Annotated in this window: 13 protein-coding genes and 3 tRNA genes; 7 read left to right on the top strand and 9 right to left on the bottom strand. The window is 70.9% G+C overall.

Going from position 1 to position 12,993, the window contains the following annotated elements; genetic code table 11:
- Window positions 1–54: 54 nt before the first annotated feature.
- Window positions 55–1,932, bottom strand: coding sequence for a translational GTPase TypA (gene typA, locus H1W00_RS01765; RefSeq protein WP_181753098.1), 1,878 nt, complete (start codon window positions 1,930–1,932; stop codon window positions 55–57).
- A gap of 101 nt (window positions 1,933–2,033) precedes the next feature.
- Here typA and H1W00_RS01760 point away from each other — a divergent pair, with 101 nt between their 5' ends.
- From H1W00_RS01760 to H1W00_RS01750, 3 genes are all read left to right on the top strand, one after another.
- Window positions 2,034–2,492 carry a MarR family winged helix-turn-helix transcriptional regulator gene (locus tag H1W00_RS01760; protein WP_181753097.1) on the top strand — a complete coding sequence of 153 codons (459 nt, stop codon included), beginning with the start codon at window positions 2,034–2,036 and terminating at the stop codon, window positions 2,490–2,492.
- Entirely contained in the window at window positions 2,473–4,089 is a 1,617-nt protein-coding gene (locus H1W00_RS01755) for a DHA2 family efflux MFS transporter permease subunit (protein ID WP_181753095.1), read from the top strand. Before H1W00_RS01760 ends, H1W00_RS01755 begins: the two co-directional genes overlap by 20 nt.
- An 88-nt stretch (window positions 4,090–4,177) precedes the next feature.
- Window positions 4,178–4,813 (top strand): LysE family translocator, encoded by a 636-nt coding sequence (locus H1W00_RS01750; protein WP_181753093.1) that lies wholly within the window; start codon window positions 4,178–4,180, stop codon window positions 4,811–4,813.
- Window positions 4,814–4,817: 4 nt separating this feature from the next.
- Here the strand turns inward: H1W00_RS01750 and H1W00_RS01745 are convergent, their stop codons facing one another.
- Together H1W00_RS01745 and H1W00_RS01740 are read right to left on the bottom strand one after the other, a co-directional pair.
- Entirely contained in the window at window positions 4,818–6,122 is a 1,305-nt protein-coding gene (locus tag H1W00_RS01745; RefSeq protein WP_181753091.1) for a glycoside hydrolase domain-containing protein, read from the bottom strand.
- 87 nt (window positions 6,123–6,209) lie between these two features.
- Window positions 6,210–6,286: transfer RNA gene (locus tag H1W00_RS01740), tRNA-Phe, on the bottom strand.
- A gap of 219 nt (window positions 6,287–6,505) precedes the next feature.
- Between H1W00_RS01740 and H1W00_RS01735 the strand changes: the two genes are divergently transcribed.
- Window positions 6,506–7,156, top strand: a complete 651-nt coding sequence (locus tag H1W00_RS01735; protein WP_181753089.1) for a hemerythrin domain-containing protein — start codon at window positions 6,506–6,508, stop codon at window positions 7,154–7,156.
- A 54-nt stretch (window positions 7,157–7,210) separates the two neighbouring features.
- On the opposite strand, the gene H1W00_RS01730 is transcribed toward H1W00_RS01735, so the two are convergent.
- From H1W00_RS01730 to H1W00_RS01720, 3 genes are all read right to left on the bottom strand, one after another.
- Window positions 7,211–7,287, bottom strand: a tRNA-Asp gene (locus H1W00_RS01730).
- A gap of 70 nt (window positions 7,288–7,357) precedes the next feature.
- A complete protein-coding gene (gluQRS, locus tag H1W00_RS01725; RefSeq protein ID WP_181753087.1) occupies window positions 7,358–8,224 on the bottom strand; it encodes a tRNA glutamyl-Q(34) synthetase GluQRS in 867 nt (288 codons plus the stop codon).
- Window positions 8,225–8,233: 9 nt separating this feature from the next.
- On the bottom strand, window positions 8,234–9,439 hold the full coding sequence (locus H1W00_RS01720) for a cation:proton antiporter (RefSeq protein WP_181753085.1): 1,206 nt from the start codon (window positions 9,437–9,439) through the stop codon (window positions 8,234–8,236).
- Between the two features lie 170 nt (window positions 9,440–9,609).
- On the opposite strand from H1W00_RS01720, the gene H1W00_RS01715 reads away from it, so the two are divergent.
- On the top strand, window positions 9,610–10,599 hold the full coding sequence (locus H1W00_RS01715; RefSeq protein WP_181753083.1) for an MDR family oxidoreductase: 990 nt from the start codon (window positions 9,610–9,612) through the stop codon (window positions 10,597–10,599).
- A 16-nt stretch (window positions 10,600–10,615) separates the two neighbouring features.
- Here H1W00_RS01715 and H1W00_RS01710 read toward each other — a convergent pair whose 3' ends face one another.
- From H1W00_RS01710 to H1W00_RS01700, 3 genes are all read right to left on the bottom strand, one after another.
- Window positions 10,616–11,011, bottom strand: coding sequence for a nitroreductase/quinone reductase family protein (locus H1W00_RS01710; RefSeq protein ID WP_276568740.1), 396 nt, complete (start codon window positions 11,009–11,011; stop codon window positions 10,616–10,618).
- A gap of 112 nt (window positions 11,012–11,123) precedes the next feature.
- The gene (locus H1W00_RS01705; RefSeq protein ID WP_181753079.1) at window positions 11,124–11,666 is read right to left on the bottom strand and encodes a DUF2238 domain-containing protein; all 543 of its coding nucleotides are present in this window, start codon (window positions 11,664–11,666) and stop codon (window positions 11,124–11,126) included.
- A 104-nt stretch (window positions 11,667–11,770) separates the two neighbouring features.
- Window positions 11,771–11,843 (bottom strand) — tRNA-Glu (locus H1W00_RS01700).
- A gap of 137 nt (window positions 11,844–11,980) precedes the next feature.
- Here H1W00_RS01700 and H1W00_RS01695 point away from each other — a divergent pair.
- Together H1W00_RS01695 and H1W00_RS01690 are read left to right on the top strand one after the other, a co-directional pair.
- Window positions 11,981–12,331: a metallopeptidase family protein gene (locus tag H1W00_RS01695; RefSeq protein WP_078699288.1), complete on the top strand. Its 351-nt coding sequence runs from the start codon at window positions 11,981–11,983 to the stop codon at window positions 12,329–12,331.
- On the top strand, window positions 12,324–12,989 hold the full coding sequence (locus tag H1W00_RS01690; protein WP_181753077.1) for a pirin family protein: 666 nt from the start codon (window positions 12,324–12,326) through the stop codon (window positions 12,987–12,989). Before H1W00_RS01695 ends, H1W00_RS01690 begins: the two co-directional genes overlap by 8 nt.
- Window positions 12,990–12,993 lie beyond the last annotated feature (4 nt).

Below are 12,993 nucleotides of genomic sequence, written 5' to 3'. Positions count from 1 at the left end.
ACGAACCCCTCCCCGGCGAGGCCGGGGAGGGGTTCGGGAGGAGCGGGGGTCAGCTCACTTGCGCTTGCGGGCGGTGCGGGAGCGCTCGCCGGCGTCCAGGACCACCTTGCGGATGCGCACGTTGGCCGGGGTGACCTCGACGCACTCGTCCTCGCGGCAGAACTCCAGGCACTGCTCGAGCGAGAGCTTCTTCGGCGGAATGACCTTCTCGAAGTTGTCCGAGGTGGCCGAGCGGATGTTGGTCTGCTTCTTCTCCTTGGTGATGTTGACGTCCATGTCGTCATCGCGGGAGTTCTCGCCGACGATCATGCCCTCGTAGACCTCGGTGGCGGGCTCGACGAACAGCGTGCCGCGCTCCTGGAGGTTGGTCATGGCGAACGAGGTGACGGCGCCGGCGCGGTCGGCCACCAGCGAGCCCGAGGGGCGCGTGGAGATCTCGCCGAACCAGGGCTCGTAGCCCTCGGAGATGTGGTGGGCGATGCCGGTGCCGCGGGTGTCGGTGAGGAACTCGGTGCGGAAGCCGATCAGGCCGCGCGCCGGGACCAGGAACTCCATGCGGACCCAGCCGGTGCCGTGGTTGACCATCTGCTCCATGCGGCCCTTGCGGACGGCCAGCAGCTGGGTGATCGTGCCGAGGTACTCCTCGGGCGCGTCGATCGTGAGGCGCTCGACGGGCTCGTGCAGCTTGCCGTTGATCTCGCGCGTGACCACCTGCGGCTTGCCGACGGTCAGCTCGTAGCCCTCGCGACGCATCTGCTCGACGAGGATGGCCAGCGCCAGCTCGCCGCGGCCCTGGACCTCCCACGCGTCGGGACGCTCGGTGGGCAGCACGCGGATCGAGACGTTGCCGATCAGCTCGGACTCCAGGCGGTCCTTGACGAGGCGGGCGGTGACCTTCGTGCCCTTCTCGCGACCGGCCAGCGGCGAGGTGTTGGTGCCGATGGTCATCGAGATCGCGGGCTCGTCGACGTGGATGAGCGGCAGCGCGACCGGGTTCTCGGGGTCGGCCAGGGTCTCACCGATGTTGATGTCGCTGATGCCCGCGATGGCGACGATGTCGCCGGGGCCGGCCTTCTCGCCCGGCTTGCGGTCGAGGGCCTCGGTGATGAGCAGCTCGGTGATCTTGACGCGGTCGACCGAGCCGTCGCGCTTCATCCACGCGACCTGCTGGCCCTTCTTGAGCTCGCCCTCCTCGACGCGCACGAGCGCCAGGCGGCCCAGGAAGGGGGAGGAGTCGAGGTTGGTGACGTGCGCCTGCAGCGGCGCGCCCTCGGTGTACTCGGGGGCCGGGACGTGCTCCATGATCGTCTGGAACAGCGGGATGAGGTTCTCGCCGGCGGGCAGTGTGCCGTCCTCGGGCTTCTCCAGCGAGGCGATGCCGGCCTTGCCCGAGGCGTAGACGACGGGGAAGTCGAGCGCGTCGTCGGCGGCGTCCTCGGGCAGCAGGTCCATGAAGAGGTCGTACGTCTCGTCGACGACCTCGGCGATGCGGGCGTCGGGACGGTCGACCTTGTTCACGACCAGGATGACGGGCATCTTCGCCAGCAGCGCCTTGCGCAGCACGAAGCGGGTCTGGGGCAGCGGGCCCTCGGAGGCGTCGACCAGCAGCACGACGGCGTCGACCATCGACAGGCCGCGCTCGACCTCGCCACCGAAGTCGGCGTGGCCGGGGGTGTCGATGATGTTGATCGTGACGGCGTTGCCGGGGATGTCCTCGGTGCCGGGTCCGTAGTACTTGACCGCGGTGTTCTTCGCGAGGATCGTGATGCCCTTCTCGCGCTCGAGATCACCCGAGTCCATGACCCGATCGGTCACTTCCTGGTGGTCGGAGTACGCGCCCTGCTGTTGCAGCATCGCGTCGACGAGAGTGGTCTTGCCATGGTCGACGTGGGCGACGATGGCGACATTGCGCAGATCAGAGCGTGTAGGCACTCGCGCAATTCTACGGCAGGTTCTGAAACTCCCGGTCCACGCAGGGCGTAACGAAGGTCACGCCCTCGCAATAGTTGCACGTGCGTTAGTATTCTCGAGCCATGAACGACTCACCCCACGCCTGCGCGTTCGACGCCGTCCGAGGATTCCTCGGGCAGGTCTTCACGACGGCCGAGGGTGAGTCACTGGAGACGGTCGCGGGCCTGAAACTGTCCTTCACGCAGGCCAGACTGGTCTTCGCGCTCGCCCATCACGACCATCCGGTCGCCATCGGCGACCTCGCCGAGGCGGTGGGGTTGTCGGCGGCCTCGGCGGGTCGCAACGTCGAGCAGCTGGTGCGCAAGAAGCTTCTCGTGCGCACCGAGAACCCGGAGGACCGAAGGGTCAAGCTCGTCGCCGTCACCGATCGCGGTCGGAGTCTGGCGCAGAGCCACCTCAAGTCGAAGGAGGACGCCGTGCGCACGCTGCTCGACGACCTCGACACCGCACAGTGCCTCGCTCTCGTCGAGGCCCTCAAGCCACTTTCGAAGGAAGAACCAGATGTCAGCCAGTCCTCCTGAAGACGTCGTCATCGACGACGACGACAAGATCACCCCGGAGATCCTCAAGGTCGCCGGGGTGGTGGTGCTCGGCGCGATCATGTCCATCCTGGACGTCACGGTCGTGAACGTCGCGCTGCCCACGTTCCAGACCGAGCTGTCCACCGACGGCGAGCCGCTCGCGTACGCGACCGTCGCCTGGACGGCCACCGCGTACATGCTGGCGCTCGCGGCCGTCATCCCGCTCACCGGCTGGGCCGCCGACCGCTTCGGCACCAAGCGCCTCTACATGACGGCGATCGCGCTGTTCACGCTCGGCTCCGTCCTGTGCGCCGCGGCGTGGAACATCGAGTCGCTCATCGCCTTCCGTGTGCTCCAGGGCCTCGGCGGCGGCATGCTGATGCCGCTGGGCATGACGATCATGACCCGGGCCGCCGGCCCGCACCGCATGGGTCGCCTCATGGCGATCCTGGGCATCCCGATGCTGCTCGGCCCCATCCTCGGCCCGATCATCGGCGGCATCCTCATCGACGCCGCGTCCTGGCACTGGGTGTTCCTCATCAACCTGCCGATCGGCGCGATCGGCCTGGTCTACGCCGCCCGCGTGCTGCCGAAGGACGCCCCCGAGCCGAGCGAGTCGCTCGACGTCGTCGGCATGCTGCTGATGTCGCCCGGCCTGGCGCTGCTGCTGTACGGCATCTCGTCCATCCCCGGCGAGGGCACGGCGCTCGCCAGCAAGGTGATCGTCCCGACCGTCATCGGCCTGATGCTGATCGGTGCGTTCGTCGTCTGGTCGTTCAAGCCCAAGCACCCGCTGCTCGACCTGCGGCTGCTCGGCAACCGCAACCTGCGCGTGTCGCTCATCGTGATGTTCCTGTTCGCCAGCGCCTTCTTCGGCGCGCTGCTGCTGGTGCCCACGTACTTCCAGCAGGTGCACGGGGAGTCGGTCATGATGGCCGGCATCCTGGTGGCCCCGCAGGGCATCGGCGCGATGCTGACGATGCCGATCGCCGGCGCGCTCGTCGACCGGATCCCGGTCGGGCGGATCGTCCCGTTCGGCTTCATCGGCATCCTCGTCGGCATGTTCGGCGTGGCGATGAGCACCGAGCCCAGCACCCCGTACTGGCAGATCATCCTGTGGTTGTTCGTCATGGGACTGGGCATGGGCGCCACGATGATGCCGATCTTCACCTCGGCGCTCAAGACCCTCACCTCCCACGAGGTGGCGCGCGGCTCGACGTTGCTGAACGTCGTGCAGCAGGTCGCCAGCGCCTCGGGCATCGCGGTCATCTCGGTCGTGCTGACCAACGGCATGCAGAAGGGCTCGATCATCCCCGGCTCGGAGAAGATCCCGGGCGTCGAGGAGGGCCTCACGCCCGCGCAGCTGGCGGCCGGTTCGCACACCGACCGTGGCGCGGAGCTCGTCTCGCTGCTGGGCGTCACGCCCGACCAGCTGCAGGCCGGGTTCAACGATCTGGCCCACGCGTTCGAGCAGTCCTACTGGGTGGCCTTCGCGGTGCTCCTGGTGACGCTGATCCCGGTCGCGTTCCTGCCCCGCAAGAGCGAGCCGGTCCGGCTGCTCGACGACCAGGGCCAGCCCCCGGTCGTCATGCACTGATCGACCGAACACGCGAACGGCCCACCCGGACTCCGGGTGGGCCGTTCGTCGTCCCCGGGGTGCCCGCGTGCAGGACTACTGTTCATCCATGCCCAGTCCCGAGACCCTGCTGGCGTTCTCCCTCGCGTCGCTGGTCCTGATCCTCGTGCCCGGCCCGAGCGTCCTGTTCGTCATCGGCCGGTCGCTGGCGCACGGACGCCGCGCAGGGATCCTCAGTGTCGTGGGCAACGGCCTGGGGGGCCTGCCGCTCGTCGTGGCCGTGGCCCTCGGGCTCGGCGCGATCGTCGCCGGCTCGGCCGTGGTGTTCACCGTCGTGAAGGTGCTGGGCGCCGCCTACCTCATCCATCTGGGGATCCAGGCCCTCCGTCACGGGAGGATCGATCTGGCGGCCGCCGAGGACGGCGGCACCACCGACTCGCCGTGGCGCAGCCTCGCCGAGGGCTTCGTCGTCGGCGTCACCAACCCCAAGACGATCGTCTTCTTCGTGGCCGTGCTGCCGCAGTTCGTGGACTTCGGGGCCGGGGCCATCGGTGCGCAGATGCTCGTGCTCGGCGTGCTCTTCCTGCTCATCGCGATCGTGTGCGACTCGGGCTGGGCGCTGCTGGCGGGCACGGCGCGCGCCTGGTTCGTGCGTTCGCCCCGCCGGCTCACCGCCGTGCGGCGCACCGGTGGGGCGATGCTCGTGGGGCTCGGCGGGATCATGCTGACCGCGCCGCGCACCTGAGCCGTCAGCGGCGTCCGGCCTGCAGCGAGGCCCACACGCGACGGTCGGCCGTCTGGTAGCCCGGCAGCCCCACGTTCCTGCGGTACGCGCGCACCGCACCGGCGGTGCGGGCGTCGTAGATGCCCGTCACCGAGACCGAGTGGCCCGCGGCGCGCAGCGTGCGCTGGAGCCGGTGCACGGGCTCGCCCACCTTGCCCCGCTTGAGCGCGATCGGCGTCTTGCCGCGCGACAGCAGGGCGGTCCACAGCGGACGCGACACCGACGAGGTCTGCTTCCAGCCGAGCGAGGCACGGTAGGAGTTGACGGCCTTCGTGGTCCGCGCGTTCCAGCGGCCGGTGACGGTGGCCCTGTGGCCGGCGCGCTTGAGCAGGCACTGCAGCAGCTTCACGTCGCCGCCGCGCGAGCCCGCCTTGAGACTGCGGTAGCGCTTCAGCGTGGGCGTGATGCCGCAGACCTTCTGCTCCTTCTTGGCCCTGGAGCCGCCACCCACGGTGAGGACGTTCTTGTCGATCGTGACCTTGCGTCCGCCGTAGGAGACCGCCACGTTGTTGTGGTACTGGTGCAGCCGGTCGCGCCTCCAGAACGTGTGGGAGAGGTACGGCCGGCCGTCGGTGTTGGCCTTCTTGTTCGTCCAGGCGAACCACATCTGGTCGGGGAAGTCGAAGCCGCTGCGCTTCGCGTGGCGCGCCTCGTCGACGGCCTGGATCGCGGCGGAGGCGCTGGAGTAGAGGCCCACCTTGTAGCCGCGCTGGTGGACGCGCTGGACGAAGGCGTCGATGAAGGTCATCACGGAGGCGCTGCACCGCGCGTTGGTGCGGTCGTACCACTCGATGTCGAGGTAGACCGCGTTCCCCTTCGCGAAGCCGTAGCGTGCGGCGCTGCGCACCGCCTCATCGGCGTCGGCGCGGGCCTGGGCGCGGGCCCTGGTCAGGTCGTACGACATGCGCTCCTTCGAGGACTTCGAGTCGAAGCAGGGCGCCTGGTAGCCGACGTGGATCGGCAGGAACAGCCAGCCGCGGGACGCCTGGCGCTGGACCCACGCGGGGCTGAGATGCGGCTGCTTCGACTCGTCGCAGTACCGGGAGTTGCCCGAGGTGTAGATGCCGACGACGGTGTACGGCGACGCCACGTTCCATGCGTCCATGACCTCGTTCGAGGGGGACACGCAGGTGTCGAACGCGTAGCCGCCGAAGCGCTTCGGCGAGCTGGGCTTCGCCGCGTGGGCGGGGGCCGCCAGCATCGAGGCGACGAGGAGGAGTCCGAGCACCACGCCCAGGCGGCGGGCGATCGGGACGAGGCGGGAGCGCATCGTTCCAGCCTAAGCGGAGGCGGCCGCTCCTCCAACGGATTTGCGACGAACGAGAGAATCCCCGGTCGGCGACCGGGGATCTCGAGGTGGTGGCCAGGGCCGGGGTCGAACCGGCGACCTTCCGCTTTTCAGGCGGACGCTCGTACCAACTGAGCTACCTGGCCGTGCTCTGACGAGCGACGTTCACCCTACCGCACCCGCCGGGACGCGCAGAAATCGGCCGGACGTATCAGCGGCGGCGGTCGCGTCTCCCTCCCTGCGTACCGGCTCGCACGGACGACAGCCGTGCCACCGGTCGCCGTACCCGAGACGAGAGAAGAACCATGACCCCCGCTCCCTTGTTGCTCCCAGGCCAGGCCGCCGCTCCGGAAGGGCCTGCCGACATGACGATGATGTACGTCCTGCACCACGCGTTCCGCCGCGACCTGCGCGACTTCGACCGCGCGGCCGCGACGACGGCGACGGGCGACGCTGCGCGGTGGACCCTGCTGGCGCAGCGCTGGCAGCGCTTCACGCACGAGCTGCACCAGCACCACGCCAAGGAGGACGAGATCCTGTGGCCGCTGCTGCTCGAGCGCGTGCGCGCGGCCTCCGACGCGGCGGCGGAGCGGGTCCTTCAGGAGATGGAGGCCGAGCACGCCGTGCTCGACCCGCTGCTCACGGCGGCGACCACCGAGCTGGAGCGGCTGTCGCAGGCGGCCGACCAGCGCGCCCACGACCTGCTGTGCGACACCCTCGGGGACCTCGTCGAGGTGCTGGGGTTCCACCTGGCCCACGAGGAGTCGGCGGCGGTCGCGATCCTGCAGCGATACCTCGGCGGTGACGAGTGGGAGGAGCTCGAGCGCACCCGCTTCCGCTCGAAGCAGAGCCTTGCGGAGGCGCGCTTCTTCGTGCCGTGGGCGCTCAAGAGCCTGCCGGCACACGCAGAGCACCGGGTGCTGAACCTGGGCGGTCCGCCGCTGCGCGTCGTCCACGCGCTCTCGCGCCGGAAGTTCGCCGCGCTGGAGGCCGAGGTGTTCGGTCAGCCCGGCTGAGCACGGGTGCGGGAATGACGAGCGCCCCGCCCATTCGGGCGGGGCTCTCAGCACTGGCGACCCCGACGGGACTCGAACCCGCGACCTCCGCCGTGACAGGGCGGCGCGCTAACCAACTGCGCCACGGGGCCTCATGCTGTGCGGTTGAACCGCGACCGCAAGCCTACCCGACGGTTCTTCGAGTCTCCAAAACGGGGTCCCTCACAGCGAGACGACCCACGGCTCCCGCGGCAGGGATGCGAGGTCGAGCTCGTCGAGCAGCGCCTCGGGCGACGTCGCACCGACCCCGAGGGAGGCGCCGATGAGGTCCCACGCCCGCTCGGGGGAGAGGTCGCGCAGGGTCACGGGGCCGTCGCGCTTCGCCAGCCGCCGGCCCTCGGCGTTGAGGGCGAGGGACACGTGCGCGTAGGTGGGCGGCGCGACTCCCAGCTCGTGGGTGAGGTACGCCTGCGCCGGGGCGGCGTGCAGCAGGTCGTCGCCGCGCACGACCTGGTCGACGCCCTGGTCCGCGTCGTCGACGACCACCGCGAGGTTGTAGGCATGGGCGCCGTCGCCACGGCGCAGCACGAGGTCGTCCACGTGCCCGGTGACGTCGCCGTGGAGCGCGTCCCGGATCGTCCACGCGCGCTCGCGGGCGCGCAGCCGCAGGGCCGGCGCGCGCTCCGCGCGGCGCGCTGCACGCTCGGCCTCGTCGAGGTCGCGGCACGTCCCGGGGTAGGAGCCGGGTGGCGCGTGCGGGGCGCTGACGGCCTCCGCGATCTCGCGCCGGGTGCAGAAGCATTCGAAGGTCAGGCCCTCCGCGGTCAGCCGCTCGAGCGCCGCGGCGTACAGCGGGTCGCGCTCGGACTGCCGCACGACCGGCTCCTCCCACGCGAGGCCCAGCGCCGCGAGGTCTGCCAGCTGGCTGGCCTCGAACTCCGGACGTGAGCGCTGCCGGTCGAGGTCCTCGACGCGCACCAGGAACGGCCGGCCGGTCGACCGGGCGAACCACCACGCGAGGATCGCCGTGCGCAGGTTCCCCAGGTGCAGGTCGCCCGAAGGCGAGGGTGCGAAGCGTCCGGCGGGCACGATCCGACCCTAGCGACCCGGCTCCTCGGGGGCGGTCACGCGCGGTGCACCGACGAGCCGGGCGAGCAACGGGCAGACCAGGACGGTGACGGCACCGGCAGCGACCAGCAGCGAGGCGTCGGCCGTGGACATGAGGTCCCGATCGACCGCCACCGAGGTCACGGCCACGATGATGGGCAGGCCGGTGGCGGCGTAGAAGCCGATCGAGAGCGCGTCGCGGTTCCCGAAGCGCTCGTCGGCGGGACCCGTGAACCGCGAGGCGAGGAAGACGGGAACGCCGCGGACGAGCAGGATCAGCGCGATCACCGTCGCGAACGTCGCGGGAGCCGCCACGATCGCACCCGGGTCGATCGCCATCCCGGAGGTGACGAAGAAGATCGGGATGAGGAATCCGTACGCGATCCCGTCGAGCTTGTGCTCGATGAGCTCCCACCCCTCCGGGATCGCGAAGCGCAGCAGGAAGCCGGCGGCGAAGGCGGCCAGGACGATGTCGAGCTCGAACGCGACGGCTACGGCCCCCAGCGACACGAGCAGCAGCATTGTCAGGCGGATCGGCAGCTGGGACGTGGTCTCGGCGCCCTCCTGGAGCGCTGCGCGCAGACGGCTCTCGCCGACGCGCAGTCGCCGCACGACGACCGCCAGCAAGCCCACGATGGCCACGAACACGGTGAGGACCACGAGCGACGCCACCGAGCCGCGGGCACCGAGCGCCAGCGCGATGGCGACGATCGGACCCAGCTCGCCGAACGCGCCGTGACGCAGCACCGACGCGCCGACCGGGGTCGAGAGCATCCCCCCGTCACGCAGGATCGGCAGCAGCGTGCCCAGGGCCGTCGACGTGAGGGCGATCGCCAGCGCAATGTCTTTCTCCCCGGAGCCGCGATTGCCGAGCAGCAGTGCCACGGCGCCGAAGGCCAGGGCCAGGCAGAGGCACCACGTGAGCATGGCGCGGCGACCTGCGCCACCGGTGAGCTCCGCGATGTCGATCTCGTAGCCGGCGAGCAGGAACAGCATCGCCAGGCCGAGCTCGCGCAGCATGCCGATCGCCGGGTCCATCCCGGCCAGGTCCAGGGCGAAGGGGCCGATCACCAGTCCCAGGCCCAGCAGCAGGACGACCTCGGGCACCAGGCGACCGCGGACGAGCCGGGCCAGCAGCGGCGCGGCGACCATCGCGAGGCTGATCCAGAACAGCGAAGTCGCTGCCTCCTGCTCCATGGGGACCTCCGTCGGTGAGCGCTGCGCCCGAGCAGCGTGCACTCATCATGGACCGGCGGCGGCCAGGAACCGAGCCCACTGCGCGAGGACGCCGCGAGCCTGCCAGTGTGGGACGGGAAGCAGTTCCGTCCTCACCGTCCACGCCGTCGTTCGCCCCAGGAGACATCCCGATGCCCGAGACCACCTTCCAGGCCTACCAGGTCACCGCGCCGAAGCAGCCCGCCGAGCTCGTGACGCTGAGCCGGGACGACCTCGGCGAGGGCGACCTGCTCGTGCGGGTCACCCACTCGTCGCTCAACTACAAGGACGGCCTGGCGATGCTCGGCAAGCCGGGCGTCGTCCGGACGTTTCCGCTGACGTGCGGCATCGACCTGGCCGGCGAGGTCGTCGAGGCCGGCGGTGGATTCGCCGAGGGCGACCAGGTCGTGCTGACCGGCGCCGAGCTGTCAGAGACCCGCCCGGGCGGCTACTCGCAGTACCAGCGCGTCGAGGCGGAGTCGGTCGTGGCGGCGCCCGAGCGGCTCGGGCCGTGGGGCGCGATGGCCGTCGGCACGGGCGGCCTGACGGCCATGCTGTGCGTGCTGCGGCTCGAGGCGGCCGGCGTGAAGCCCGAGGACGGTCCGGTTCTGGTCACCGGCGCGACCGGCGGCGTCGGCAGCTTCGCGGTGTCGATCCTGTCCCGCCTCGGGTACGAGGTCCACGCGGCCACCGGCAAGGACAGCGAGCACCCGTACCTGACGAGCCTGGGCGCCGCGCAGATCATCGCGCGCGACGAGCTCTCGGGCGAGCCGCGCCCGCTCGCGAAGGAGCGCTGGGCCGCCGCGGTCGACAGCGTCGGCGGCACGACGCTGGCGAACGTGCTGTCGCAGATCTCGTACGGCGGGTCGGTGGCCGCGTGCGGCCTGGCCGGCGGTCACGGGCTGCCCGCCACGGTGATGCCGTTCATCCTGCGCAACGTCGCGCTGCTGGGCGTCGACAGCGTCCACGCCACGCCGGAGGCTCGGGCCCAGGCCTGGGCGCGCCTCGACGAGCTCTTCACGGCGGACGACCTGCGTGAGGTGGCCGTCGACGCCGCGTTCACCGACCTGCCCGAGCTCAGCGAGAAGATCCTCGCGGGCCAGGTGCGCGGCCGCTACGTGATCGACGCCGCCGGCGCCTGACGCCTCGCCGAGCGCCTCAGTCCTGCCGGGCGGGGCGCTCGGTGAGCCGGATGACGGGGATCTCGCGATCCGTCTTGTCGTTGTACGAGGCGAAGTTCGGCGCCGAGGAGATGATCGAGGCCAGGGCGTCGGCGCGGTCCTGCCCGTGCAGCTGCTCGGCCGCGACCGCGATCCGCCGGTCGCCGATCTCGATCGTCACGTCATCCGGGTGCGCGGCGATGTTGTGGTACCACGCGGGGTTCCTGGCGGCACCGTTCGCCGAGGCCACGACGAGCCACGAGCCGTCGCCACCCGGGAACCACGCGACGGGCACCTCGCGCCTCTCGCCGCTCTTCGCGCCGACCGTGGTCAGCGCAAGGATCCTCATCGGGCCGAGCTTCGCGGACCCCGATCGCCGAGCCCGGCGCACCATGAACCGGTTGACCAAACGGACGACGGGGTTGCTCGTGCTCTTCCTGCCGCGGGTTCCGCGGGGAGTGTCGAAGCTCATGGTCGGGCCTTCCGCAGGTCGGGTCCCCTCGAACCTAGCGCGGCTGGGGCTCCGGGGCGGTGACGCTCACGACGTCGGCCGGGGTGCGCAGCCAGCGCCAGTAGATCGCGATGCCGAGCGCCGACCCGGTGGAGTTGAGGATCATGTCGAGCATCGTGTCGGCGTAGCCGCGCGAGTGGTGGGTCGACTGCAGCTGGTCCGAGGCCCACTCGCCGATCTCCCACAGCGAGCCGATGCCGAGCCACGACAGCCACAGCGCGACCAGCAGCAGCGCGGCCGTGTCGGCACGGTAGCGGTGCAGGACGAGCCGGGCGATCCCCATCGTGCTCACGAGCGAGAAGGTGAAGTGCGCGAAGTCGTCGTACCACCAGATGCGGTCGTAGAAGTCCAGGCCCCAGCCCAGGACGGCACCCAGGATCACGATCGTGAGGCCCGTCAGCACCACCGGGTCGCGCAAGGTCTGCCACAGGGCGATGCACCCGACGACGCTCGCGGCCATCGTCAGCCGGGTGAAGTGGTCGTCCGCGGTGAGCCCGACGACGGCGGCGCCGATCATCACGAGGATCGTGAAGGTCATGGCGGCCCAGTGCAGGCGGGGGGACTCCTCTTCCGCGGGCGCAGCGGGAGGCAAGGTGCGTGAAGGCATGGCGGCAGATCGGGTCGGGGACGGTGCGTCGGAAGTACCCCCTACGGGATTCGAACCCGCGCTACCGCCTTGAAAGGGCGGCGTCCTAGGCCGCTAGACGAAGGGGGCCGGACAACCAGACCAGCATAGGGCAACCCGTCGCCCCGGTCCGACGCGGTGGGCGTGACGTTTCAGGGGCTCACACCGGCGTGTCGCCCCCGCGAACGTCACTGCCAGCGCTGCGGGGGCGCCCCTAGACTCGGGGCGTGATCGACCTCGACGCGGACCGGTTCGAGCAGCTGGTGACCGCCGCGCTGGCCGAGGTGCCGGCCGAGCTGGCCGACCTGCTCGACAACGTGGTGCTGTTCATCGAGGACGACGCGCCGCCGCACGACCCCCACCTGCTGGGCCTCTACGACGGCATCCCGCTGACCGAGCGCGACTCCACGTACGCGGGCGTCGTTCCCGACCGCATCTTCGTCTACCGCCACCCCACGCTCGCGATCTGCGACACGGAGGAGGACGTGGTCGAGGAGGTCCGCATCACCGTGGTCCACGAGATCGCGCACTTCTTCGGCATCGACGACGCCCGCCTGCACGAGCTCGGCTATGCCTGAGCGCGTCGTCCGGCGGGCCGCCGAGCGCTACCGCACCGTCGCCGACGGCACCGAGACGCTCCACTCGTTCTCCTACGGCAGGCACTACGACGCCGCGAACGTCGCCTTCGGCCCGATCGTCGCGATCAACGAGGAGCGGCTCGCGCCGGGCGCCGGCTACGACGAGCACCACCACGCCGACGCCGACATCGTCACGTGGGTCCTCGACGGGGTGCTCGCCCACGAGGACTCCACGGGACAGCGCGGCGAGGTCGCCCCGGGCCTGGCCCAGCGGCTCAGCGCGGGCTCGGGCGTCACCCATGCCGAGCGCAACGCGAGCGACTCCGCGCCGCTGCGGTTCGTCCAGATGATGCTGCGCAGCCGCAACTGGGACGCTCCCGAGTATGCGCAGGTGCAGGTCCCCGACGGCCCGGGACTGCACGAGACCGTGCCCGTCCACGCCGACGCCCGGCTGCTCGTGGCGCGTCCCGCCGAGGACCCGATCGAGGTCGTCGTCGCCGACGGCGCGCTGCTGCACGTCGCCCGTGGCCCGGCCACGGTCGACGGCACCCTCCTCGAGTCCGGTGACGAGCTGCGTGTCGACGGCGCGACGACGCTCCGACTCGCCGGGGAGGGCGCCGAGATCTTGGTCTGGCGGCTCGTCGGTCCGCAGCGCTAGCCTG

Origin of the sequence: Aeromicrobium phoceense (genome assembly GCF_013868155.1) — a bacterium.
Classification (GTDB): Bacteria; Actinomycetota; Actinomycetes; order Propionibacteriales; family Nocardioidaceae; genus Aeromicrobium; species Aeromicrobium phoceense.
Note: the sequence above shows the minus strand (reverse complement) of the source record. Positions and strands in the feature narration are given on the sequence as shown.

Coding starts and splice junctions, on each gene's coding strand:
- H1W00_RS01760 (WP_181753097.1), top strand. CDS start 2,034: ATGAACGACTCACCCCACGCCTGCGCGTTCGACGCCGTCCGAGGATTC.
- H1W00_RS01755 (WP_181753095.1), top strand. CDS start 2,473: ATGTCAGCCAGTCCTCCTGAAGACGTCGTCATCGACGACGACGACAAG.
- H1W00_RS01750 (WP_181753093.1), top strand. CDS start 4,178: ATGCCCAGTCCCGAGACCCTGCTGGCGTTCTCCCTCGCGTCGCTGGTC.
- H1W00_RS01745 (WP_181753091.1), bottom strand. CDS start 6,122: ATGCGCTCCCGCCTCGTCCCGATCGCCCGCCGCCTGGGCGTGGTGCTC.
- H1W00_RS01735 (WP_181753089.1), top strand. CDS start 6,506: ATGACGATGATGTACGTCCTGCACCACGCGTTCCGCCGCGACCTGCGC.
- H1W00_RS01720 (WP_181753085.1), bottom strand. CDS start 9,439: ATGGAGCAGGAGGCAGCGACTTCGCTGTTCTGGATCAGCCTCGCGATG.
- H1W00_RS01715 (WP_181753083.1), top strand. CDS start 9,610: ATGCCCGAGACCACCTTCCAGGCCTACCAGGTCACCGCGCCGAAGCAG.
- H1W00_RS01710 (WP_276568740.1), bottom strand. CDS start 11,011: ATGGTGCGCCGGGCTCGGCGATCGGGGTCCGCGAAGCTCGGCCCGATG.
- H1W00_RS01705 (WP_181753079.1), bottom strand. CDS start 11,666: ATGACCTTCACGATCCTCGTGATGATCGGCGCCGCCGTCGTCGGGCTC.
- H1W00_RS01690 (WP_181753077.1), top strand. CDS start 12,324: ATGCCTGAGCGCGTCGTCCGGCGGGCCGCCGAGCGCTACCGCACCGTC.